We start from the raw sequence: 21978 nt of genomic DNA, 5'->3' as shown, positions 1-21978 counted from the left end.
CATCTCCAGCTAGGCGGCAGTGGATTCGAGAAAGTCCTGAGCAAAGCGTTGCAGCACGCCACCAGCGGTGTAAATCGACACTTCCTCGGCGGTATCCAGGCGGCAAATCACCGGTACGCGTTCGGAGCTGCCACTCTGGCGATGAATCAACAACGTGAGCGTGGCGCCCGGCTGCGGGGTGCCCTCCACATCGTAAATTTCGGTGCCGTCCAACTCCAGCGTGTGGCGCGTTGTGCCTTCTTCAAACTGCAGCGGCATAACGCCCATGCCGATCAGATTGGTGCGGTGGATGCGCTCGAACCCCTCGGCCACAATCGCCTCGACGCCAGCCAGCGCAACGCCCTTGGCAGCCCAGTCACGGGAAGACCCCTGGCCGTAATCGGCGCCCGCAATAATGATCAGCGGCTGCTTGCGGGCCATGTAGGTCTCAATGGCTTCCCACATCCGGGTAACCTTACCCTCCGGCTCAATACGGGCAAGCGACCCTTGCACCCCATTACCCTGCTCGTCACGTACCATTTCATTGAACAGCTTGGGGTTTGCCAAGGTGGCGCGCTGAGCAGTCAAATGATCACCCCGGTGGGTCGCGTAGGAGTTAAAGTCCTCCTCCGGCAGGCCCATCTTGTCCAGGTACTCACCCGCTGCGCTGTTCAACTGAATCGCATTAGAGGGCGACAGGTGATCGGTAGTGATATTGTCCGGCAGAATTGCCAGAGGTCGCATCCCTTTCAATCCGCGCTCTTTGGCCATATTGCCTTCCCAGTATGGCGGACGACGGATATAGGTGCTCTGAGGGCGCCATTCATACAGCGGGCTGACCTGAGTGCGGGCACTTTTATCCAGGTCGAACATGGGGATGTACGTATCGCGGAACTGCTCAGGCTTTACCGCCGACTTCACGATGGCGTCGATCTCGCTGTCGTCGGGCCAGATATCCTTGAGCGTGACCGGGTTGCCTTCAGCATCGTGACCCAGAATATCCTTTTCGATATCAAAGCGAATCGTGCCCGCGATAGCGTAAGCCACCACCAGCGGCGGCGAGGCCAGAAATGCCTGTTGGGCATGGGGATGTATCCGTCCGTCGAAATTACGGTTACCGGACAATACCGCCGTTGCGTATAAATCCCGGTCGATAATTTCCTGCTGAATCTTCGGATCCAGCGCGCCGGACATGCCGTTACAGGTGGTACACGCATACGCCACCACGCCAAACCCAAGGTCTTCCAGCTCGCCCATCAGGTCGGCTTCTTCGAGGTACATCTTGACGGTTTTGGACCCCGGAGCGAGCGATGACTTGACCCAGGGCTTGCGGGTAAGACCCAGCTTATTGGCATTTCGGGCAATCAGGCCCGCCGCCACCATATTGCGCGGGTTCGACGTATTGGTGCAGCTGGTAATCGCGGCGATGATCACTGCGCCATCCGGCATTCTGCCCGCCTGTTCTTCGGCGCGGGCTTTATCCAGATCAACCGCAATACCGCGCTTGGCAAGCTCTGAGGTCGGCAAATGCGCATGGGGGTTGGAAGGCCCCGCCAGCGTGCGCGTCACGCTGGATAAGTCAAAACGCAGCACCCGCTCGTATTCGGCGCTTTTCAAGCTGTCGGCCCAGAGACCGGTATGCCTGGCGTAAGCCTCGACCAGCGCCACCTGCTCGTCCTCGCGCCCGGTAAGCTTGAGGTAGTCGATGGTCTGGCTGTCGATGTAAAACATGGCAGCCGTCGCACCGTATTCCGGCGTCATGTTGGAGATCGTTGCACGATCGCCGACGGTCAGCGCATCGGCGCCCTCACCATAGAATTCCAGGTAGGCGCCGACCACGCGCTCGCTGCGCAGAAACTCGGTAATCGCCAGCACCATGTCGGTGCCGGTCACGCCCGGCTGTAGTTTACCGGTGAGTTCGACACCGACGATATCCGGTAGGCGCATCATTGAGGCGCGGCCGAGCATCACGCTCTCTGCTTCTAGGCCGCCGACACCCACCGAAATCACGCCCAGCGCATCGGTCATCGGTGTATGACTATCAGTACCCACGCAGGTATCAGGGTAAGCCACACCTTGCTGGACCTGGACCACTGGCGACATCTTCTCCAGGTTGATCTGGTGCATGATGCCGTTGCCAGGCGGGATCACATCGACGTTCTCGAAGGCCACTTTCGTCCAGTTGATAAAATGGAAACGGTCGTCGTTGCGGCGGTCCTCTACCTGGCGGTTTTTTTCAAAGGCGTCTTTTTCAAAACCGGCGTGCTCGACAGCCAGCGAATGGTCGACGATCAGCTGCGTCGGCACCACCGGGTTGACCTTCGCCGGGTCGCCGCCTTTATCGGCAATGGCATCGCGCAGGCCCGCCAGGTCGACCAGCGCGGTCTGGCCGAGAATGTCGTGACACACGACCCGCGCCGGATACCAGGGAAAGTCCAGGTCGCGCTTGCGCTCGATCAGCTGTTTGAGGGCAGCCGTCAGCTGCTCTGGATCACAGCGGCGCACCAGCTGCTCGGCCAGTACTCGTGAGGTAAACGGCAGCGTTGCGTAGGCGCCAGGCTGGATATCCTCCACGGCCTGGTAGGTATCAAAGTAATCAATGGCAGTCCCGTCGACCGTGACACCCGGCAGCGGTTTGCGATAATTGGTGTTCATCGTCACTCTCACTTAATCACGGGCTTCAATGGGTACCCATTCGCTCTTCTCGGGGCCGGTATAGTCAGCGCTGGGGCGAATAATGCGGTTGTTTTCACGCTGCTCAAACACGTGGGCGGCCCAGCCGGTAAGCCGTGACATCACGAAAATCGGCGTGAACAGCTTGGTGGGAATATCCATGAAGTGGTAAGCGCTGGCATGGAAGAAGTCCGCGTTGCAGAATAGTTTCTTCTCCCGCCACATGACCGCTTCGCAACGCTCAGAAACGGGGTAGAGCACGCTATCGCCCACATCGTCGGCGAGCTTTTTCGACCAGTGCTTGATGATGGCATTACGCGGATCTGACTCGCGGTAAATGGCGTGCCCAAAGCCCATGATTTTTTCTTTGCGCTTTAGCATGCCGAGCATTTCCCGCTCAGCTTCTTCAGGCGAGGTCCAGTTTTCGATCATCGCCATCGCCGCTTCGTTGGCGCCACCGTGTAGCGGCCCACGCAGCGTCCCAATCGCCCCGGTCACACAAGAGTGCATGTCGGAGAGCGTTGAGGCGCAAACCCGGGCGGTGAATGTGGAGGCATTGAATTCGTGCTCTGCGTAAAGGATGAGAGATACGTTCATTACCCGTGCATGCAGCTCGGAGGCCGGTTCACCGCGTAGCATATGCAGGAAGTGACCACCTACCGAGGCATCGTCGGTTTCGGTATTGATACGTACGCCGTCATGGCTGAAGCGATACCAGTAGCAAATGATCGAGGGCAGCACGGCCAGCAGACGGTCGGCCACGTCTTCCTGCTCTTCAAAGCTTTCCTCGGTCTCCAGATTACCCAGCATGGATGCCCCGGTACGCATCACATCCATGGGATGAGCGTCTTTGGGGATTTCTTCCAGCACGTTTTTCAAGGCGCTGGGTAAGCCACGCTGGCTTTTGAGTTTGTCAATGTAATCGTCCAGCTCAGCTTGATTGGGCAGTTTGCCCTTTAGCAGCAGATAAGCGACTTCTTCAAACTTGGCCTTTTCAGCCAGTTCTTTAATGTCGAAGCCACGGTAGGTTAATCCAGAGCCTGTTTTACCGACGGTACACAGCGCGGTGGAACCGGCGCTCTGGCCTCGCAGTCCGGCACTGTTTTGCGGTTTATCAGCCATGTAGGTCTCCTGCTAGCGTATTTTATTGGTTATAACGTTGTAAGGGTTAACGGCGATTAGGTATCTTTCTGCTCGGCGAACAGCGCATCGAGCTTTTGTTCGAAGTCGTGGTAGTTCAAAAAGTCGTATAGCTCATCGCGGGTTTGCATGGTGTCCAGCACGTCTTTCTGATGGCCGTTGTCCAGAATGCTCTGATAGACATGCAGCGCGGCGGCGTTCATGGCGCGGAAAGCCGAAAGCGGATACAGCACCATTCGGCAGCCCACCTCCCCCAACTCCTGCTGAGTGAAAAGCGGCGTCGCGCCAAACTCAGTGATATTGGCAAGGATCGGCGCATTGACCCGTTCGCAAAACGCCCGGTAATCGTCCAGCGTATGCACCGCTTCAGCGAAGATGGCGTTAGCACCTGCCTCGATACAGGCATTGGCACGCTCGATCGCGGCATCCAGCCCCTCTTTCTGAAAGGCGTCAGTGCGGGCGATGAGGTAAAAGTCAGGGTCGAGCCTGGCATCCGCCGCGGCCTTGATGCGATCGACCATTTCCTGCTGGGAGACGATCGCCTTGTTGGGGCGATGCCCACAGCGCTTCTGGGCGACCTGATCTTCCAGGTGTACCGCCGCCACGCCCGCACGCTGCATTTCCTTGACGGTGCGCGCAATATTAAACGCCCCGCCCCAGCCGGTATCGATATCCACCAGCAGCGGCACATCCGTCGCACCACAAATACGGTGAGCGTCTTCCACCACGTCGTTCATGGTGGTCATACCCAGATCGGGCAACCCAAAAGAGGCATTGGCCACGCCACCGCCGGACAGATAAATCGCCTGATGACCGACCCGTTCGGCCATCATTGCCGTGTAGGCATTGATCGTGCCAAGAATGGGCAGCGGCCGATTCGCCTCTAGCGCTGCGCGAAAACGTGCACCGGGGGTAAGCCCTGACTGGGGAGATTGAGACATGGACGTGGACTCCTTTGTATTGCGACACAGGTAGATGGCGTTTTATTCCGAGGGTGTCGATGATTGTTGTTCAAGAATAGTGGCGTAACGGTCGGCAACATTGGCGCGGGAGGCGCTGACGTGACGGCGCATCAACAACTCGGCGAGTTCGGCATCACCGGCTTCAATGGCATCGACAATGCGATGGTGCTCCACAAAGGCCCGCTGGGGACGCGCGCCGCTGGCGCTGAACTGGGTACGATAAAGACGGACAAGGTAATAAAGGTCGTCGCAGAGAAGGTTCATCAACATCTTGTTGTGGCTGCCCTGAACGATCCGATAGTGAAAATCGAGATCGCCTTCACGCTGATAGTAGGCCTCACCGCGCTTCAGATCACTCTGCCCTTCGTGGAGCGCCAGTACATCCCGCAGCCCCTGGATCTCGTCTGCAGACATGTGCTCGGCGGCCAGCCGAGCGGCCATGCTTTCCAGGGCCTCGCGTACGTCAAACAACTCAATCAGCTCCTTCATTGAGAGTTTGACGACCCGAGCCCCGACATGGGGAACCCGCTCGATCAAACGATGTGCTTCCAGACGTCGCATCGCTTCACGCAGCGGCCCCCGCGAAATACCGTAGGTTTTCGATAACCCGGGTTCGGTAATCTTGCTGCCTGGGGCCAACTCACCGCGAACGATAGCGTCCTGGAGTTGTTGGAAAACCCGCTCGGCCAGCGTGCGCACTTCCGGAGAGGCTGCTTCATGATCCGATGAATCTTTGTGTGTCGTCACAGCTGATAAGGTCATGGGTAAATTGTCGACAATTAAATGATGGGACAACTTTAGTCCTCTGCAAAACCGCCGTCAACCTTGCTTACCGTACGATCAGGTAGGCCTTTTGTCGTACGACCCAGGGCAATAACGTCTTGCGGTGTCAACAATCTAGCGAGAAGCAGGAAAGCGTCGGGGGCAATGTCTTTCACCATGTGATTAACGTGAGAAAGCCGTCGAGAAGACCGACTGGTGTCCTTGTTTAACGCCCTCTAAAATATGCTGCCCCACTTGGCCAGGCGTTTGCTTCATGATATCAGCGTTAACACTGACGGCACTGCCCTACCTACCTGACCCCTTGACGACGTTCGCGGCACTTCGCCAACGCTCAGGCGCGGTCTTGCTAGATAGCGGGCGCCCGTTGGCCAATGGCCGGTTTGACATCATGAGCAGTGACCCACTGGCGACGCTTGAGATCGATGCCAACGGTCAGTCGAAGGTCACGTCCGATCAACTTACTGCGCCCCTTGACTGGCCGGATGCCTTTGCCCCCCAGCAGTGGCTGCTTGATCAGTTGCCTGTGCCATCACAAGACATGGGCGAGCTCCCCTTTGCTGGCGGCTTGATCGGTTACTGGGGTTATGACCTGGGCCGTGAGCAGCAGTCGATTGCCAGCCAGCAGCCGTGTGTCACCGACCTGCCCCAGGCCCGAATTGGGCTCTATGACTGGTGCGTCACGTTTGACCACCACACCCAGCAAGCATGGCTGGTCGCCACCGACGAGCGCCGCGAACAGGTCATGCACTGGCTTGGCCGCTCGTTGCCAGCGACGGCGCCGTTTTGCCTGACCGCTTCTTTTCAGGCGGAGCTCAGCCGCGCTGACTACCATCAGCGCTTTCATGCCGTGCAAGATTACATTCGCGCCGGAGACTGCTACCAGATCAACCTTGCCCAACGTTTTTCGGCGTCTTATCAGGGTGATGAGTGGCAAGCCTATTTGCGACTTCGCCGGGCCACCCCCACGCCTTTTTCAGGGTTTATGGCGTGGCAGGACAAAGCAGTGCTTTCGCTCTCTCCCGAACGGTTTATTCGTAGCCATGAAGGCCAGGTGGAAACCCGCCCTATCAAGGGAACGCGCCCCCGCGGCATGACCCCTGAAGAAGATCAAGCACTCGCCGAGCAGTTGCTTAACAGCCGTAAAGACCGCGCTGAAAACGTCATGATCGTGGATCTTTTGCGTAATGACCTCGGCCGTATCTGCCTTCCCGGTACGATCAGGGTGCCTCAGCTCTGTCATCTGGAAAGCTATCCCAACGTTCATCACCTGGTCAGCGTGATCCAGGGAAAGCTCCCCGACCCGCGTGCCACCCTCGCCCTACTCGCCGCCGCGTTTCCCGGCGGCTCGATTACCGGCGCACCCAAAATTCGTGCCATGCAGATCATCGATGAGCTGGAGCCCTGCCAGCGAAGTATTTACTGCGGCAGCCTCGGGTATGTCGACGTACGGGGAAGCATGGACACCTCGATTGCCATCCGCACGGTGGTGGCAGACGCCGGTAGGCTTCACGTTTGGGGAGGCGGCGGGCTGGTAGCCGACTCCAACGTCAACGAGGAATACACTGAGACACTGGACAAAATTCGTCACTTGATCAAAGCGCTGGAATAAGCAAGCACGGTCTTTAAATCAAAAAGGAATATAAAAGCCAAACCAAACGGTATTGGGGCGACCTGCCTGCTCTTTGGTAGCCTATCGGCATGATCTTTCCGACGATAAGGAGGCAGCATGTCCTCAGAACTTGAAGCGATCAACAATGAATTTGCCAACAACCCTCAAGGGTTAGTTGAGTGGGCACTGGCTCAGGGCACACGGCCCATCTGCACGACCAACTTCCGCCCGTTCGAAGCGGTCATTCTGCACATGGTGACCCAGGTACGCCCGGATATTCCCATCGTATGGATGGATAGCGGCTACAACACCGAGGCGACTTACCAATTTGCTGATGACGTCATCAAGCAGCTTAACCTCAACATCGTCAGCTTCCTGCCCAGGCGGACCCGCGCGCATCGCGAGGCACTGGAAGGCCCCATGCCAGGCATTGATGACCCGCGCCACGATGCCTTTACCCAGGAAGTCAAAATCGAACCCTTTGAACGTGCCCTGAGGGAAATGCATCCGGACGTGTGGCTCACCGCCCTGCGGGCAGAAGACACGCCGGAACGTGCCAGGATGCAACCGGTCAGCCGCAATGCTGACGGCCTGTTGAAAGTCGCGCCGTTACTTCAGTGGACAGCCAAAGATATGTACCAGTATCTGCAAGCCCACAATCTGCCCAACAACTTCGACTACTTTGACCCCACCAAGGTCGAGGAAAAGCGCGAATGCGGACTGCATTTACAGCACTAACCCACACGGCGGGTTAGTACTCCGGCAGGTCCAGGTCGTCAAATAACGACTGCTCATGACGCGGGCCCGCGGTCAGCGCCTCTTCCACCCGATCACGGGTAAGATGAGGCGCAAAACGGGTTAGAAAATCGTACATATAACCGCGCATGAAGGTGCCACGACGAATACCAATCTTGGTCGTGGAGCTTGCAAAAAGATGCCGTGCGTCCAGCGCCACCAGGTCATCATCCAGGGCCGGGTCGACGGCCATATGGGCCACGATGCCCACGCCCATGCCAAGCCGCACGTAGGTTTTGATCACATCGGCATCTGCCGCTGTGAGTACCACGTTAGGTGTCAGCCCTTTGGCTTTGAACGCATCATCCAACTGGGAACGCCCGGTGAAGCCAAACACATAGGTGACCAGCGGATGCTCCGCCAACGCTTCCAATGTCAGCGGCGCATCCAGATGGGCCAGCGGATGGTCTTTAGGTACCAGCACACAGCGGTTCCATCGATAGCAAGGCAGCAGAATAAGATCGGTAAACAGTTCCAGCGACTCGGTGGCAATGGCGAAATCCGCCTGGCCCTCACTGACCATCTGGGCGATTTGCTTGGGTGTGCCCTGCTGCATATGCAGGGCCACATCGGGGTATTTCTGGGTGAAAGCGCTGATAATAGGCGGCAGCGCATAGCGCGCCTGGGTATGAGTGGTGGCAATCGCCAGACTACCGCGCCGTTCGTCGCTGTGCTCCTGGGCCACATGCTTGATGTTCTCGGTCAACCGCAGCACTTGCCCGGCCAGATCAATGATCGACTGACCTGCTGGCGTCACACGGGTCAGGTGCTTGCCACTACGAGCAAAAATCTCGACACCCAGTTCGTCTTCCAACAAGCGAATCTGTTTGGAAATTCCAGGCTGCGAGGTGTAAAGACTTTGCGCGGTGGCCGAAACATTCAAATTGTGCCGATTCACTTCCCAAATGTAGCGAAGCTGCTGCAGTTTCATAGTGTCACCTAACCGGTCAATGCACGGATGATTGCGTTGAAACGACAAGCGCTGCCTTTGCACTTGGCTCACACAACCATTATTAGAATAAAAAAAATCGCTATAATGCCTTTATAGTATAAAAAAACGGCCCTAGCAGCACCTATTACTTTTTACTATTTTATCGATTTCATGCCGTTCGCATTTGCCACACCCCGTTTCGCCCGCTAACATTTGCCGACTTGGCGCGATGAAATGCGCTATGTAATCGCGTGATGACCGTTGCTCCATTTGAGGCAACGAAACAGCAAGAGCAACGCAAACGGGAGAAGCAAATGGCTACTAATGTTGATGTTACTAACGCCAATTTTGAGCAGGAAGTCCTCAACGCCGAACAGCCAGTCCTACTGAAGTTTTGGGCCCCCTGGTGTGGCCCCTGCAAAGTCATGGCGCCGGTGGTCGATGAAGTCGCCGACGAACAAGGCGAAAACCTCAAGGTGGTCAGCGTGAACGTTGATGACGCCCCCGAGATCGCGGCAGAGCAAGGCGTCCGCGGCGTTCCTACCGTCATGCTGTTTAAAGCCGGCACCAAGGTGGCATCGCTGGTGGGTGCTCAATCGAAATCGCAGCTAACCCAGTTTATTGACCAGAACGCTTGACGTAAAAAACCGCCGACTACGTCGGCGGTTTTTACGATTCCATTCAGTGACGTCTTAACCAAGGCGGTCGCCGAGCGTCCAGCTTGCTGGATTTTTCCCCTCTTCGACTGCCTGGACCCAATAAGTGCGCCATCCATCGCGTTTGCGGGTGGCTGTCCAAGGCTATCTTGAGCGTCATGGTCAAAACGACCGACAGCAACATCCCGGCAACCCCGAATACCCACCCCCATACCACCAGCGATAAAAACGCCACAAAGGTGGAAAGCCCCAGCGCCTGCCCCATGATCCGCGGCTCAACCAAGTTACCCAGCACGAAATTGATTGCCAGGTAAGTGGATGCCAGCAGCAATGCCTCCCAGATCCCTCCATTCTGAGAAACCAGCAGCAATAATACCGGCGGAATCGCGGCTATCGCGGAACCGATATTGGGAATAAAGTTGAGCGCAAAGGCCAGCACCCCCCAAAGCAGCGGAAACTCAACCCCCACCATCAGGCAAGAAAGCCATACCAAAATCCCCGTCGCCAGGCTAATCACCGTCTTTACGGCGAGGTAGCGCTTCAACGTCAAGCTGAATTCGCTGAAACGCTTCAAACTCGGCGCCGGGTTTTCCAAGGCCCGCGACACCTTATCGCGAAAATTCAGCGTTTCGAACATCAAGAAAATAACCAGCAACGCGACAATGCTGCTCTGCATGAACAGATTGCCTAGCTCTCCCAGCAAGGTTTGCATCCAGGACCCTTCACCTTCCATTTCCAGCATAGAGCTTAGCTGATCAGGATCTATCGCCAGGCCGCGCGAGGCCAACGCATTTAATATATCCCAGTAGTGCTCGTAGAGACGCGTTTCAATATCAGGCAGGGCTTGAATGAAGGTACTGAAACTGTTCACCACCAGCAGGCCGATCAGCGATATAAACACCAGCATGAAAATCAAGGTGAGAAACACGGCGAGCCGTAAGCTAAGCCCGCAACGATTCAGCCAATGCACGGGGGATGTGCATACCACCGCGATAAAAATGGCGAGCAGCAGTGGCACCAGCAGATCCGAGCCCATTTTCATGCCCGCCATAATGACCACCAAAGCCGCCATGGCCAGCGTGGCATTCAACGGAATACTGCGGTAACCCTCATCCGATAACTTCGACATACCCCTCCATCCCTAAGCAATATCGCCTTCTAAACCAGAAGACAACGGAATTTAGCACCAAGCGTGCAAACTTCTAGCAACAACTTTCCACCACACCGCTACGGCTGAACTTTCTTTGGCCTACCGCATTCCAAGCAGAGTCTAGTCTTACTCTTTCTACTCCGCCATGTGCCTAGCGCACACGCAATAATAGGGATGTTACCAATGAAATGTCGCTTACCCTCTAAAACACCACTACGCCAAAGCCTCGCCGTCGGCGCACTGCTTACCCTGATCAGCATTCCGATGGCCCAGGCAGCCCCAACGCCCCCGAGCTTACATGTACAAGCTCAGTCCTTTGTTGAGGTCGCGCCTGACAAAGCCACCCTCAATGCCCGTTTATGGGAAAAGACGCCCGCACTATCAAGCCTTGAAGACACCGACAGCGAGGAATTAACCGCTGCACGGGAACGTCTTGAACGCCGGGCAAGCGAGCTGATAAACACCATGGAAGATAGCGGCCTTGAGCGCGATGCGATCAGCGCCGGTTCCTTGAATATTTACCCTGAACAGGTATCAGGTCCGCGTGGCGGTAATGGCGAGGGTGAAACGCTGCAACGCACGCGGCTCGAACGCCCGGTTACCGTCGAATTGACGGATATCGACCAGCTTGGTGACGTGCTGGACGCCTTGATGGATGCAGGCGTGAACGCCTTGGACGGCGTGCAATTCGACCTGCAGGACCGTGACGCTGCTACCGACGAAGCGCTGGTCAAGGCACTGGAAAAAGCCCGGCACAAGGCCGAGCTAATGGCCGGAACGCTGGAGACTAACCTCGGTCATGTTCAGCACATTGAAGAAACCCAATCGCCCATTTTTCAACCCCGCATGATGTCCATGCGTGCGGAAGGCAGCGTCAGTGCCGATACCCATGATAGCCCCAGCCGCGAATACCGCCCTGGGACCATCCGCATAGAAGCAGGCGTTAACGTGGAATGGGCGCTTAAAGGGCCAGACGCTCCAGCCCACCCAGATACCGACGTAGCGGCTCAGGAATAACTACCGAGCCATCCGCCTGCTGGTGGTTTTCAAGCACCGCCAGCAGGCAACGCCCAACTGCCAGCCCTGAGCCGTTCAGGGTATGCAACAGTTGGGGCTTTTTCGCCTCCGGATGACGGAAGCGCGCCTGCATACGCCGCGCCTGGAATTCCTCACAGTTGGAAACCGAGGAAATTTCGCGGAAGGTATCCTGACTGGGTAGCCATACTTCCAGGTCGTAGGTCTTCGCCGCCCCGAAACCCATATCGCCAGTACACAGCGTCACCACGCGATACGGCAACTCAAGCGCCTGCAGGATCGCCTCAGCATGGCCGCGCATTTCTTCCAGCGCCTCATAGCTTTTGTCCGGCTCGACAATCTGGATCATCTCGACCTTGTCGAACTGATGCTGGCGGATCATGCCCCGAGTATCGCGCCCGTGTGAGCCCGCCTCAGAACGAAAACACGGCGTATGCGCAGTGAGCTTCATGGGCAGCGCTGCCAGGTCAACGATTTCATCGCGCACAAAGTTGGTCAGCGGCACTTCCGAGGTAGGAATCAGGTGGTATTCACGCTCATCATCCAGGCGGAACAAGTCTTCGCCAAACTTGGGCAACTGGCCGGTGCCCGTTAGCGATGCGCGGTTGACCATGTACGGTACATAGCACTCTTCGTAGCCGTGCTGCTCGGTTTGGGTATCCAGCATGAACTGCGCCAGTGCGCGATGCAGACGCGCCACCGGCCCGCGCATCACTGCAAAGCGTGCGCCGGTGATCTTGGAAGCCAAATCAAAATCGAGATAGCCTGACTGCTTGCCCAGATCGACGTGATCCAGCACCTCGAAATCGAATGCACGAGGCGTGCCCCAACGGTGCAGTTCAACGTTATCGTCTTCGCTTTTGCCTTCCGGCACGCTGTCATGGGGAATATTGGGAATCCCACTGACCGCATCGTCCCACTCGGCCTGCACCTCCGCCAGCTGCTGTTTCGCGGCATCCAGGCGCTCGCCCAGGTCACTGACCTCGTCCAGTAGCGGCTGAATATCCTCACCGTTGGCCTTCGCCTTGCCAATTGCCTTGGAGCGGGTATTGCGCTCGTTCTGCAGTTGCTCAGTCTGGGTTTGCAGCTCGCGACGGCGGGACTCCAGCGCCTGAAGTCCTTGTTTATCCAATACAAAGTCCCGGCGTGCCAGTTGTTGCGCCAGCGCATCAAGATCACCGCGCAGCAGTTTCGGATCGAGCATGAGGTATCCCTTGGCCTGAATTCAGTGAACCACGGCGCAAAGCGCCGACAACAAAGGCAACTATTGTAGGCAAAAGCACGGCGGGGGGCTATGGGGTTATCCTGCTGCGCGCAGCACTGCTAACATAAGCGTATCGACCTTGATTAGCCAAGCGAGCTTCAAATGACCTCCGCTTTTGAGCAAACACTCGACGCCATTGATGCGCTTCATGCCCAGGACCCGCGTTCCACCACGCTTGACGATGGCACCACCATGCCTCAGGAGTTGGCTTATGCCCAGCGGATGAGCAAGTGGCTGGAATCTGTTTTTGATGCACCCGGCGAGCTATTGCAACTGGCGGTACGCGCCCAGCACTTGCAGCGCTGGCAGGTCCCCCGCGAAGACTATGATAAAGGACGGGTGGGCTATTTGACCTGGCGGCGCGACCAGGGCAAACGGGCAGGCGAAACTACTGCCAAACTGATGGAGAAAGCCGGTTACAGCGTTGAGGAGGCCAAACGCGTCGCGGCAATGATCGGCAAGAAAGGTCTGGGGCGTGATCCCGAGGTACAGGCGCTGGAAGACTGTGCCTGTCTGGTGTTCCTGGAAAACTACTTCGCCGATTTCTCGCGCAAGGTCGAGCACGATCATATGGTGCGAATCGTACAGATGACCTGGCGTAAAATGTCCCCGCGTGCCCATGAGCTGGCGTTGACACTGCCCATGTCGCCATCATCGACCGCGCTGGTCAAAGAAGCCCTGGGCGAGGCATAACGCCGCCGCCCTGATGCACCGGCGGCGACGCTGCGGTAAAGTAGCTGTCTTCTCTTTTCCGCTTTCGGCAGTGACGACCTGATCAATTATGATTGCATCTCTGGATTCACGCACCGCGCCATTTGAACGCCTGGGCGCCCATTACGTCCGTTTTCTCGAGGCGCTGAAAACGCGTGGCTTTGAAGGCGAGATCGCGCCAGATTACGCCAACCGCACGGTACTGGCGACGGACAACTCGATTTACCAGCGCCTGCCACAGGCGGCGGTCTTCCCCAAGCACGCCGAAGACCTGGAGCGTCTGACCAGACTGGCGGGCGAAGTGCCCCATCGCAATATCGTACTCACCCCACGTGGGGGCGGTACCGGCACAAACGGCCAGTCGCTGACCGACGGCATTGTGGTGGATGTTTCCCGCCACATGAACCAGATTATCGAGATCGACGCGGATAATCGCCGGGTGCGCGTCCAGGCGGGCGTGGTCAAAGACCAGCTCAACGCCGCGCTCAAGCCTCACGGGCTGTTTTTCGCGCCGGAGCTCTCAACCTCCAATCGCGCCACCATTGGCGGCATGATATCCACCGACGCCAGCGGCCAGGGCAGCTGCGAGTACGGCAAGACCCGCGACCATGTGCTTGAACTCGACACGGTGCTGCTGGGGGGTAAGCACTTACATAGTCGCCCGCTGAGCGTTGAAGAAGAAACCGCTGAATGCGCGCAAGAAGGCATTCTCGGCCGGATCCACGCCACTGCCGCCAAGATTATCGACCAGCAGCGCGAACTGATCGAGACCACCTTCCCGCCGCTCAACCGTTGTCTGACTGGCTATGACCTGGCCCACCTGCGTGACGATAGCGGCCAGCTCAACCTCAACAGCCTGCTCTGCGGCTCAGAGGGCTCACTGGGCTTTCTGAACGAAGCGGTATTGAACGTTTTGCCGATTCCCAAGCACTCGACGCTAGTGAACGTTCGCTACGCCGGTTTTATGGAGGCCCTGCGTGACGCCAAAGCACTGATGGCGTCAAGCGCTCGCCCCACGTCCATCGAAACCATCGACGACACCGTGCTGCAACTCGCCATGGACGACTTCGTATGGGACAGCGTGGCCGAATTTTTTCCGGCCGGTGACACCGCCATTCGCGGCATTAACCTGGTCGAGTTCAACGACGACGACCCCGATGCGCTGGCCCGGCGGGTTCGCGCGTTCACCGAGCATTTGCGCCATGATGCCACCGTCGAGCGGCTGGGCTACACCCTGGCCGAAGGTCGCGGTCAGATCCAGACCGTCTACGGCATGCGCAAGCGCTCGGTGGGGCTTCTGGGCAACGTTCAGGGCGAAAAGCGCCCGCTGCCGTTTGTGGAAGACACCGCGGTGCCGCCCGAGCACCTGGCCGACTATATTGCCGAATTCCGCGCGGCGCTGGATGCCCGGGGGCTTGACTACGGCATGTTTGGCCACGTGGATGCTGGGGTACTGCACGTTCGTCCGGCGCTGGATATGAAAGACCCGGCTCAGGAAGCGCTGATTCGGGCAATCTCCGATGAAGTGGTCGCGCTCACCCAGAAATACGGGGGGCTTTTATGGGGCGAGCACGGCAAGGGCGTCCGATCGGAATACTCGCCGACATTTTTTGGTGAGCTCTACCCCAGCTTGCAGCGAGTCAAAGCCGCGTTTGACCCTTATAACCAGCTCAACCCCGGCAAGATCGCCTCCCCTGGTGAAGGGGACAAGCTGATCGCCCGGGAGCACGACCCGGAGCTGCTCACCATCGACAGCGTGCCGATGCGCGGCCAGCTTGACCGCACCATCGATGAACGGGCCTGGCAGGCCTACGACGCCGCGGTCTACTGCAACGGCAACGGCGCCTGCTACAACTACGACGTCGACGACCCCATGTGCCCTTCCTGGAAGGCCACCCGCGACCGCCGCCATTCCCCCAAGGGCCGCGCCAGTTTGATCCGTGAGTGGCTACGCCTGCAGTCCAATGCGGGTATCGACGTGGTGGAAGAGTCGCGCAGGAAAAAAGCCGAAAGCAGCTGGGGCTTTATCAAGCACTTCCCACGGCGGGTAGCCAACACGCTGAGCCGCAGGCAGCACCACGACTACTCCCATGAGGTCTATGACGCCATGGCGGGCTGCCTGGCGTGCAAATCCTGCGCCGGGCAGTGCCCAGTCAAAGTCAACGTACCGCAGTTCCGCTCGCAGTTTCTGGAGGTCTACCACGGTCGTTACCTGCGCCCGCTGCGGGACTATGTCATCGGCGGCACCGAGTTCATGTTGCCGACCTTTGCCAGAGCCGCCCCGCTGTACAACGCCATCATGGGCCAGCACTGGGTCGAGCAGTTGATGCGCAAAGGCGTAGGCATCAGCGACTCCCCGGCGCTGTCCCGGGCCAACCTGAAAAAGAAGCTGCGCGCCTGGGGGGTGGCCGAGGCCACACCGACCTCGCTTGCGCTGCTCACCGAACAGCAGCGCGCCAACAGCGTGATCATCGTGCAGGACGCGTTCACCAGCCACTTTGAAGCCAAGCTGGTGATGGATATCGTCGAACTGCTGTCGCGGCTCAACCTGCGGGTGTTCGTCATGCCGTTTTCCGCCAACGGCAAGCCGCTGCACGTCCAGGGTTTCCTGGGAGTGTTCGAACGCACGGCGCGGAAACAGGCCGAGCGGCTGCGTACGCTGGCGCACTTTGACATCCCCCTGGTGGGCATCGACCCGGCGATGACTCTCACCTACCGCCAGGAGTACGTCAAATCGCTGGGCAGCGCGGCGGTGCCCGAGGTGCTGATGCTCCAGGAGTGGCTGGCCACCCGCCTCAACACCCTGCCTAGCCGCCCGGTGGAACTGAGCGACCCCAGCTTCAAACTGCTGTCCCACTGCACCGAAAGCACCAATGCGCCGGGCTCCCCCAAGGCATGGCAGCAGGTATTCGCCGCCTTCGGGCTGGAGCTTGAACTGGTCAGTACCGGCTGCTGTGGCATGTCCGGCACCTACGGCCATGAAACCCGCAACGTGGCGACCTCTAAGGTCATCTACGCGCAGTCCTGGCAGCCGCAGGTTGACGCCGAAGAGAATGCGGGCAAGCTACTGGCGACAGGCTACTCCTGTCGCAGCCAGGTGAAGCGTTACTCAAGCCAGGTGCTGCCTCACCCGCTGCAGGCGCTATTGAGCGCGCTCAAGCGCGGATAACGTTGATACCACCAACGCCAACCGACCGTTTGATTCTGGCATGCTGGGCGCAATCCTAGAGCCGGGGAATCATCTTGCGACGATTGTTGACTATCGCTCGCGCCCTTCGGGCGTGCGCCACGACACTGGCCCTGCTGATGGGTGGCATCGGCGTGGCCGCCGCACAGGACGCCCGAGTCGAAACCCAGCGGGTTGAAGACACCCCGCGTATCGAGACGCTGCGTCTGACCGGTAGCGTTTCCGCCCCGCGCACCTCGCAGCTTTCCAGCGCCGAAGCGGGCCAGGTCGCGTCCCTTGACGTCGCCCTCGGCGACCGGGTCAGCCAGGGTGAACGGCTGATGGCACTGGATAGCCGTGAAGCCGAGCTGGAGCGCCAGCGCGCCCAGGCCAATATCGATCAGGCCCGCGCTGATCGCGACGATGCCCGTCAGCGCCTCAACGAAGCCAACCAGCTCTCCGCACAGCAAAATATTGCGGTCAGCGAACAGCGCCGGCGGCAAAACACGCTGGCAGCGGCCGAGGCCCTTCTAGACGCCCGGCAGACCGAATACGCGCTCTGGGAGCTACGCGTGGCCCGCCACACCATCACCGCGCCCTTCGATGCGCTGATCACCCAGCGCGACAGCGAGCTGGGTGAATGGGTCACGCCCGGGGACACCCTGATGACGCTGGTCGACATTGACGCCTTGAGACTGGACTTCCCTGTGCCTTTCTCGGCCTATGGCCGCATGGATGACGCCACTCTCGAGATCCGGCTGGAAGGCGATACCCGATGGTACGCCGCCCACCCCCGGGCACGGGTACCCCAGGACGCCACCAGCCGCCAGTTTCTGTTGCGCGCCGAGCCTGCTGAAGCCCTCAGCCTGCTGCCCGGCATGGCGCTCGAAGGGCGGCTGTTGCTTGAAGGCGAGACAGGCCCAAGCGTCCCCCGCGATGCCTTGATCCGCCGCCCGGACGGCAGCGTGAGCGTATGGCTGGCCCGCCAGGAAGACGACGCATGGCGCGCCTATGAACAGCGCGTGGAGATCGGCAGCGGCCACGAGGGCAACGTTGCGGTGCTGGACGGTATCGAGGCGGGCGATCGCGTCATTGTGGTCGGCAACGAACGCCTGGAAGAGGGGCAGACCTTGTCCCTTATCGACGACGATTAACAAGGAGCGCCCTCGCGCATGTTTGCCGCCATCATCCGTCACGGCATTTTGGTCAGTGTCGTCACCCTGATTCTGCTGATCGTGGGCATTGCCGCCATCTGGCGGATTCCCGTGCAAATGATTCCCGACCTGGAAACCCGGGTGATTGGCGTTGAAACCCAGTGGGCCGGTGCCAACCCGCAGGATATCGAAAAGGATATCCTCATCGAGCAGGAAGAGTATTTACGCAACGTCCCCAACCTGCAGCGTATGGAATCCACCGCCAGCAGCGGCAGCGCCGAGGTTGAGCTGGAATTTCCGTTTGGCGTTGACCTCACCGAAACGCTCATTCGGGTCAACAACGCCCTGAGCCAGGTGCCCTCCTACCCCACCAACGTTGACCAGCCGCGCATCGTCGCCAACTCGTTTTCGGCCAATGCGTTCATGTACTTCAACGTCGGCCCCCGCGAAGGCAATCCGCGCGATCTGGACATGCCAGCCATGCGCGACTATCTGGAAGATAACGTTCGCCCGCGCATGGAAAGCGTCAGCGGCGTGTCGGAGGTCACCGTCTCCGGCGGCGCCGAACGGCAGATGCAACTACTGCTCGACCCCGACGCCCTCGCCGCCCGCGACATCAGCATCAGTGATATCCAGAACGCATTGCGGGAACGCAACCAGGACGTCTCCGGTGGCCAACTGGAAAGTGGCAAACGCCGCTATCTGCTGCGCACCGTCGGGCGTTTCGAGGATGTCGAGAGCCTGGAAGCGTTGATCCTTGACCGCCAGGGCGATGAGGTAACACGGCTTGGCGACGTTGCCGAGGTGCAGCAGTCCTACGCCGAGCTGACCTCGCGCTCTTACAACTCGACTGGTGAGCCAGTTTTGAGCGTTCAGGTGCGTCGCGAGCCGGGGGCCAACGTCATCGACATCAAGCGCGCCATGCTGGACGAGGTGGAGGCTCTGAATGAAGGCCTGCTGGCCGAACAGGGCATGCAGATGATCCTATCCAGCGACGACGTTCGCTACGTGGAGTCCTCGATTGCCAACGTCTGGGTCAACCTGGGCCTGGGGGCGCTGTTTGCCACTCTGGTGATGTACGCCTTCCTGCGCTCGGCCCGGGCCACCTTCGCCGGCATCATCGGCATTCCCATCTGTACCATTGCGGCATTTCTCGGCCTTCTGCTTGCCGGGCGCACCCTGAACGTAATTTCCCTGGCCGGGGTGGCCTTTGCTATCGGCATGACCATCGACAACACCATTGTCGTGCTCGAAAGTATCGAGACCCAACGGCGGCGCGGGCTGGCCCGTTTCCAGGCGGCGCTTGAAGGCGTCAAGCAGGTCTGGTCGGCAGTGCTCGCCTCGACGCTGACCACGATTCTGGTGTTTGTGCCGATTTTCTTTATCGAGCAGGAAGCCGGCCAGCTGTATTCCGATATTGCCGTGGCGATCTCCACTTCGATCCTGGTCTCGATGGTGGTCGCCATTACCGTCATCCCCACGCTCGGCGCGCATATCGATTTCCGGGGCCGCAATAACGGCAATGGCACTCGCCCGCGCTGGATGAGCGCCTGCCTGTGGGTGGTCGACCGCATGATCAAAAGCACGGCGCGGCGCACGGCGGCCGTGGTGTTGGGCATCGTTGGCGGTGTGGCGATTTTTGTCGGGCTGACGCCGCCTGCGGAATACCTGCCCGAGGGCGAGGAAGCCAAGACCTTCGCCAGCATGAACGCCCCGGCAAGCTACAACCTCGCCACCATGGACGCCATCGCCCAGGACCTGCAGCGCGAACTCGAACCCCACGTCGGCGCCGACCCTGAGGACTTTGAACGCGGCGACACCGACGTGCCCCCCATCCGCACCATGGGCATCCAGGCCGAAGCGCAGAGCCTGCGCATCATTGCCGAAACCATCGACCCCAATCATATCGAGGCGCTGATGGACGCGCTCACCACACGCTACGAGGCCTACCCGGATATGCGCGCCTTTGCCGCGCGCGGCTCGATCATCTCGAGTAACGACGGCGGCACGCGCAGCATCACGCTGGATATTGCCGGTAATGACCTGGAAACCCTCTACGCAACGGCCAATCGTATTTACGAACGCGCCCAGGCGACCTTCGACAACCCGCGTATTCAATCGCGCCCCTCGGCGCTGGATCTGGGCCAGCCGTTGATCGAGATTTATCCGGACTGGGAGCGCGCCGCCGAGCTGGGCTTTGATACCGAGGCTCTGGGCACCGCGATTGCCGTGCTGACCAACGGGTCGTACCTGGACGATTTTTACCTCGGCGATGAGAAGATCGATCTTTACGGCTATGGCCCAGAGGCCGGCGATATCGACCTCGACCGCTTGGCCAGCCTGCCCTTGCATACGCCTGCCGGCTTCAACGTACCGCTGAACGACGTCGCCGATATCGAAGAAACCGTTGGCACCGCCACCCTACGCCGGGTTGATGGCCGGCGCAGCGTGACCCTGAATGTGATCCCACCGCGCAGCGTGGCGCTGGAAGCGGGTATCGAACGGATGCAGCGCGAAGTGATCGAGCCCATGCGCGATCAGGGCGAGCTACCTGGCGGTATCGATATCACGGTAAGCGGTGCGGGCGACCAGCTCGATGCCACCCGCCAGTCTCTCACCGGCAACGGGTTGATTGCCCTGGCGATCGTGTATTTATTGCTGGTGGCGATTTTTGCCCACTGGGGCTATCCGCTGCTGATTCTGGCGACCATCCCCCTCGGCGCCGCCGGAGGGATTGTCGGTCTGTGGCTGATGAACAGCGTGGGCGCGATGCTGCCGCGTATCGGCTTGAACGCCATCAGCCAGCCTTTCGACATGATCACCATGCTGGGCTTTTTGATCCTCATGGGCACTGTGGTCAACAACCCGATACTGGTCGTCCATCAGGCACGCATCAACCTGCGCGAGACGACCATGGACGTACGCGATGCGGTATACAGCGCCGTGGAGAGCCGCCTGCGGCCCATTGCCATGACCACCTTGACCACGCTGTGCGGGCTATCGCCGCTGGTGTTTTTACCCGGCGAGGGCACCGAGCTGTATCGCGGCGTCGGCGCCATCGTGCTGTTCGGGCTGCTGGGCACCGCCATCGTCACCGTCACCTTTCTACCGGCGCTTACCGTGGCGGTGCTTAGCCGGCGGACTAAGCGACAGCCGGATTAGAAAAACAGCTGCTTGAGGGCTGCACCCGGGTCGGCTTCACGCATGAAGACCTCACCCACCAGGAAGCCGTTAATTTCGTGGTCACGCATTAGTTCCACGTCGTCACGGGTGTGGATTCCCGATTCCGTTATCACCGTGACACCCTCTGGAATACTGGGCAGCAACTCCAGCGTGGTGTTCAAACTGGTCTCGAAGGTGTGCAGGTTGCGGTTGTTGATGCCGATCAGCTTGAGATCCAGCGCCATGGCACGTGACAGCTCGTTGGCATCGTGGACCTCTACCAGCACGTCCATGCCCAGGGCGATGGCTTGCTGGTTCAGGTCACGAAGCTGGGCGTCGTCCAGCGCGGCGACAATCAGCAGAATACAGTCAGCCCCGATCGCCCGCGCCTCGGACACCTGATAGCCGTGGGTAATGAAATCCTTGCGAATCACCGGCAGCGAACAGGCATCACGCGCGGCGATCAAGTAATCTTCGTGGCCCTGGAAAAAATCCGCATCGGTGAGAACGGACAGACACGCCGCGCCGCCCTGGGCATAGCTTTTGGCGATATCCGCCGGGTGAAACTCCTCACGAATCACCCCCCTGGAAGGCGAGGCCTTTTTAACTTCGGCGATGATAGCGGCATCCCCGGCGGCGATGCGGGTATTAAGCGCATCGGTAAATCCCCTGGGCGCGCTCTGCTTTTCACCCAGCGCCAGCAGGTCGGCTTCCGAAACGGCCTGGCGGCGCTCGGCCACTTCCTGGTCCTTGCGGTCCAGAATGCGCGTTAAAATAGTCGGCGTTGCCTGTTGAGTCATGGTGATCT

The 21978-nt window shown here is 59.2% G+C and carries 16 protein-coding genes; 8 read left to right on the top strand and 8 right to left on the bottom strand.

The window, feature by feature from the left end; all coding sequences use genetic code 11:
* Nucleotides 1–9: 9 nt before the first annotated feature.
* Genes acnD through R3F64_RS10940 form a run of 4 tightly spaced genes read right to left on the bottom strand, consistent with a single transcriptional unit; the run spans nt 10 to nt 5516 of the window.
* Nucleotides 10–2634, bottom strand: a complete 2625-nt coding sequence (acnD, locus tag R3F64_RS10955) for a Fe/S-dependent 2-methylisocitrate dehydratase AcnD (protein WP_085917468.1) — start codon at nt 2632–2634, stop codon at nt 10–12.
* A gap of 12 nt (nt 2635–2646) precedes the next feature.
* The gene (gene prpC, locus R3F64_RS10950; protein WP_199285079.1) at nt 2647–3774 is read right to left on the bottom strand and encodes a bifunctional 2-methylcitrate synthase/citrate synthase; all 1128 of its coding nucleotides are present in this window, start codon (nt 3772–3774) and stop codon (nt 2647–2649) included.
* 56 nt (nt 3775–3830) lie between these two features.
* Nucleotides 3831–4733 (bottom strand): methylisocitrate lyase, encoded by a 903-nt coding sequence (gene prpB, locus R3F64_RS10945; protein ID WP_332611415.1) that lies wholly within the window; start codon nt 4731–4733, stop codon nt 3831–3833.
* Between the two features lie 42 nt (nt 4734–4775).
* A complete protein-coding gene (locus tag R3F64_RS10940) occupies nt 4776–5516 on the bottom strand; it encodes a GntR family transcriptional regulator (protein ID WP_085917526.1) in 741 nt (246 codons plus the stop codon).
* Between the two features lie 274 nt (nt 5517–5790).
* On the opposite strand from R3F64_RS10940, the gene pabB reads away from it, so the two are divergent.
* Both pabB and R3F64_RS10930 read left to right on the top strand, forming a co-directional pair.
* Nucleotides 5791–7146, top strand: coding sequence for an aminodeoxychorismate synthase component I (gene pabB, locus R3F64_RS10935; RefSeq protein ID WP_332611412.1), 1356 nt, complete (start codon nt 5791–5793; stop codon nt 7144–7146).
* A 117-nt stretch (nt 7147–7263) separates the two neighbouring features.
* Nucleotides 7264–7884: a phosphoadenosine phosphosulfate reductase domain-containing protein gene (locus R3F64_RS10930; RefSeq protein ID WP_264826312.1), complete on the top strand. Its 621-nt coding sequence runs from the start codon at nt 7264–7266 to the stop codon at nt 7882–7884.
* Nucleotides 7885–7897: 13 nt separating this feature from the next.
* Here R3F64_RS10930 and cysB read toward each other — a convergent pair whose 3' ends face one another.
* Nucleotides 7898–8872: an HTH-type transcriptional regulator CysB gene (gene cysB / locus R3F64_RS10925; protein WP_085917463.1), complete on the bottom strand. Its 975-nt coding sequence runs from the start codon at nt 8870–8872 to the stop codon at nt 7898–7900.
* A 254-nt stretch (nt 8873–9126) separates the two neighbouring features.
* Here cysB and trxA point away from each other — a divergent pair, with 254 nt between their 5' ends.
* The gene (gene trxA, locus R3F64_RS10920) at nt 9127–9510 is read left to right on the top strand and encodes a thioredoxin (protein ID WP_139839338.1); all 384 of its coding nucleotides are present in this window, start codon (nt 9127–9129) and stop codon (nt 9508–9510) included.
* A gap of 43 nt (nt 9511–9553) precedes the next feature.
* Here trxA and R3F64_RS10915 read toward each other — a convergent pair whose 3' ends face one another.
* Nucleotides 9554–10657: an AI-2E family transporter gene (locus R3F64_RS10915; RefSeq protein ID WP_085917462.1), complete on the bottom strand. Its 1104-nt coding sequence runs from the start codon at nt 10655–10657 to the stop codon at nt 9554–9556.
* A 204-nt stretch (nt 10658–10861) separates the two neighbouring features.
* Here R3F64_RS10915 and R3F64_RS10910 point away from each other — a divergent pair, with 204 nt between their 5' ends.
* Entirely contained in the window at nt 10862–11695 is an 834-nt protein-coding gene (locus tag R3F64_RS10910; protein ID WP_332611406.1) for an SIMPL domain-containing protein, read from the top strand.
* On the opposite strand, the gene serS is transcribed toward R3F64_RS10910, so the two are convergent.
* Complete coding sequence (gene serS, locus R3F64_RS10905) at nt 11640–12917, bottom strand: serine--tRNA ligase (RefSeq protein WP_332611404.1); 1278 nt, start codon at nt 12915–12917, stop codon at nt 11640–11642. The two genes, R3F64_RS10910 and serS, sit on opposite strands and share 56 nt — an antisense overlap.
* A 162-nt stretch (nt 12918–13079) precedes the next feature.
* Between serS and R3F64_RS10900 the strand changes: the two genes are divergently transcribed.
* From R3F64_RS10900 to R3F64_RS10885, 4 genes are all read left to right on the top strand, one after another.
* Nucleotides 13080–13670 (top strand): DUF4202 domain-containing protein, encoded by a 591-nt coding sequence (locus R3F64_RS10900; protein WP_199285073.1) that lies wholly within the window; start codon nt 13080–13082, stop codon nt 13668–13670.
* Between the two features lie 88 nt (nt 13671–13758).
* Nucleotides 13759–16857, top strand: a complete 3099-nt coding sequence (ydiJ, locus tag R3F64_RS10895; RefSeq protein ID WP_332611401.1) for a D-2-hydroxyglutarate dehydrogenase YdiJ — start codon at nt 13759–13761, stop codon at nt 16855–16857.
* 74 nt (nt 16858–16931) lie between these two features.
* On the top strand, nt 16932–18008 hold the full coding sequence (locus R3F64_RS10890) for an efflux RND transporter periplasmic adaptor subunit (protein WP_332611400.1): 1077 nt from the start codon (nt 16932–16934) through the stop codon (nt 18006–18008).
* Nucleotides 18009–18026: 18 nt separating this feature from the next.
* Nucleotides 18027–21170, top strand: coding sequence for an efflux RND transporter permease subunit (locus tag R3F64_RS10885; RefSeq protein ID WP_332611398.1), 3144 nt, complete (start codon nt 18027–18029; stop codon nt 21168–21170).
* On the opposite strand, the gene trpC is transcribed toward R3F64_RS10885, so the two are convergent.
* The gene (gene trpC / locus R3F64_RS10880; RefSeq protein WP_085917525.1) at nt 21167–21970 is read right to left on the bottom strand and encodes an indole-3-glycerol phosphate synthase TrpC; all 804 of its coding nucleotides are present in this window, start codon (nt 21968–21970) and stop codon (nt 21167–21169) included. The two genes, R3F64_RS10885 and trpC, sit on opposite strands and share 4 nt — an antisense overlap.
* Nucleotides 21971–21978: the final 8 nt, after the last annotated feature.

The sequence above is a fragment of the Halomonas sp. 5021 genome (assembly GCF_036663435.1).
In the GTDB taxonomy this organism is placed as follows: Bacteria; Pseudomonadota; Gammaproteobacteria; order Pseudomonadales; family Halomonadaceae; genus Vreelandella; species Vreelandella janggokensis.
Note: the sequence above shows the minus strand (reverse complement) of the source record. Positions and strands in the feature narration are given on the sequence as shown.

Excerpts from the sequence above, each read along its gene's own strand:
- pabB (WP_332611412.1), top strand. The coding sequence starts at position 5,791 with ATGATATCAGCGTTAACACTGACGGCACTGCCCTACCTACCTGACCCC.
- R3F64_RS10930 (WP_264826312.1), top strand. The coding sequence starts at position 7,264 with ATGTCCTCAGAACTTGAAGCGATCAACAATGAATTTGCCAACAACCCT.
- R3F64_RS10910 (WP_332611406.1), top strand. The coding sequence starts at position 10,862 with ATGAAATGTCGCTTACCCTCTAAAACACCACTACGCCAAAGCCTCGCC.
- R3F64_RS10900 (WP_199285073.1), top strand. The coding sequence starts at position 13,080 with ATGACCTCCGCTTTTGAGCAAACACTCGACGCCATTGATGCGCTTCAT.
- trxA (WP_139839338.1), top strand. The coding sequence starts at position 9,127 with ATGACCGTTGCTCCATTTGAGGCAACGAAACAGCAAGAGCAACGCAAA.
- R3F64_RS10885 (WP_332611398.1), top strand. The coding sequence starts at position 18,027 with ATGTTTGCCGCCATCATCCGTCACGGCATTTTGGTCAGTGTCGTCACC.
- R3F64_RS10940 (WP_085917526.1), bottom strand. The coding sequence starts at position 5,516 with ATGACCTTATCAGCTGTGACGACACACAAAGATTCATCGGATCATGAA.
- prpC (WP_199285079.1), bottom strand. The coding sequence starts at position 3,774 with ATGGCTGATAAACCGCAAAACAGTGCCGGACTGCGAGGCCAGAGCGCC.
- serS (WP_332611404.1), bottom strand. The coding sequence starts at position 12,917 with ATGCTCGATCCGAAACTGCTGCGCGGTGATCTTGATGCGCTGGCGCAA.
- R3F64_RS10915 (WP_085917462.1), bottom strand. The coding sequence starts at position 10,657 with ATGTCGAAGTTATCGGATGAGGGTTACCGCAGTATTCCGTTGAATGCC.
- trpC (WP_085917525.1), bottom strand. The coding sequence starts at position 21,970 with ATGACTCAACAGGCAACGCCGACTATTTTAACGCGCATTCTGGACCGC.
- prpB (WP_332611415.1), bottom strand. The coding sequence starts at position 4,733 with ATGTCTCAATCTCCCCAGTCAGGGCTTACCCCCGGTGCACGTTTTCGC.
- ydiJ (WP_332611401.1), top strand. The coding sequence starts at position 13,759 with ATGATTGCATCTCTGGATTCACGCACCGCGCCATTTGAACGCCTGGGC.
- cysB (WP_085917463.1), bottom strand. The coding sequence starts at position 8,872 with ATGAAACTGCAGCAGCTTCGCTACATTTGGGAAGTGAATCGGCACAAT.
- acnD (WP_085917468.1), bottom strand. The coding sequence starts at position 2,634 with ATGAACACCAATTATCGCAAACCGCTGCCGGGTGTCACGGTCGACGGG.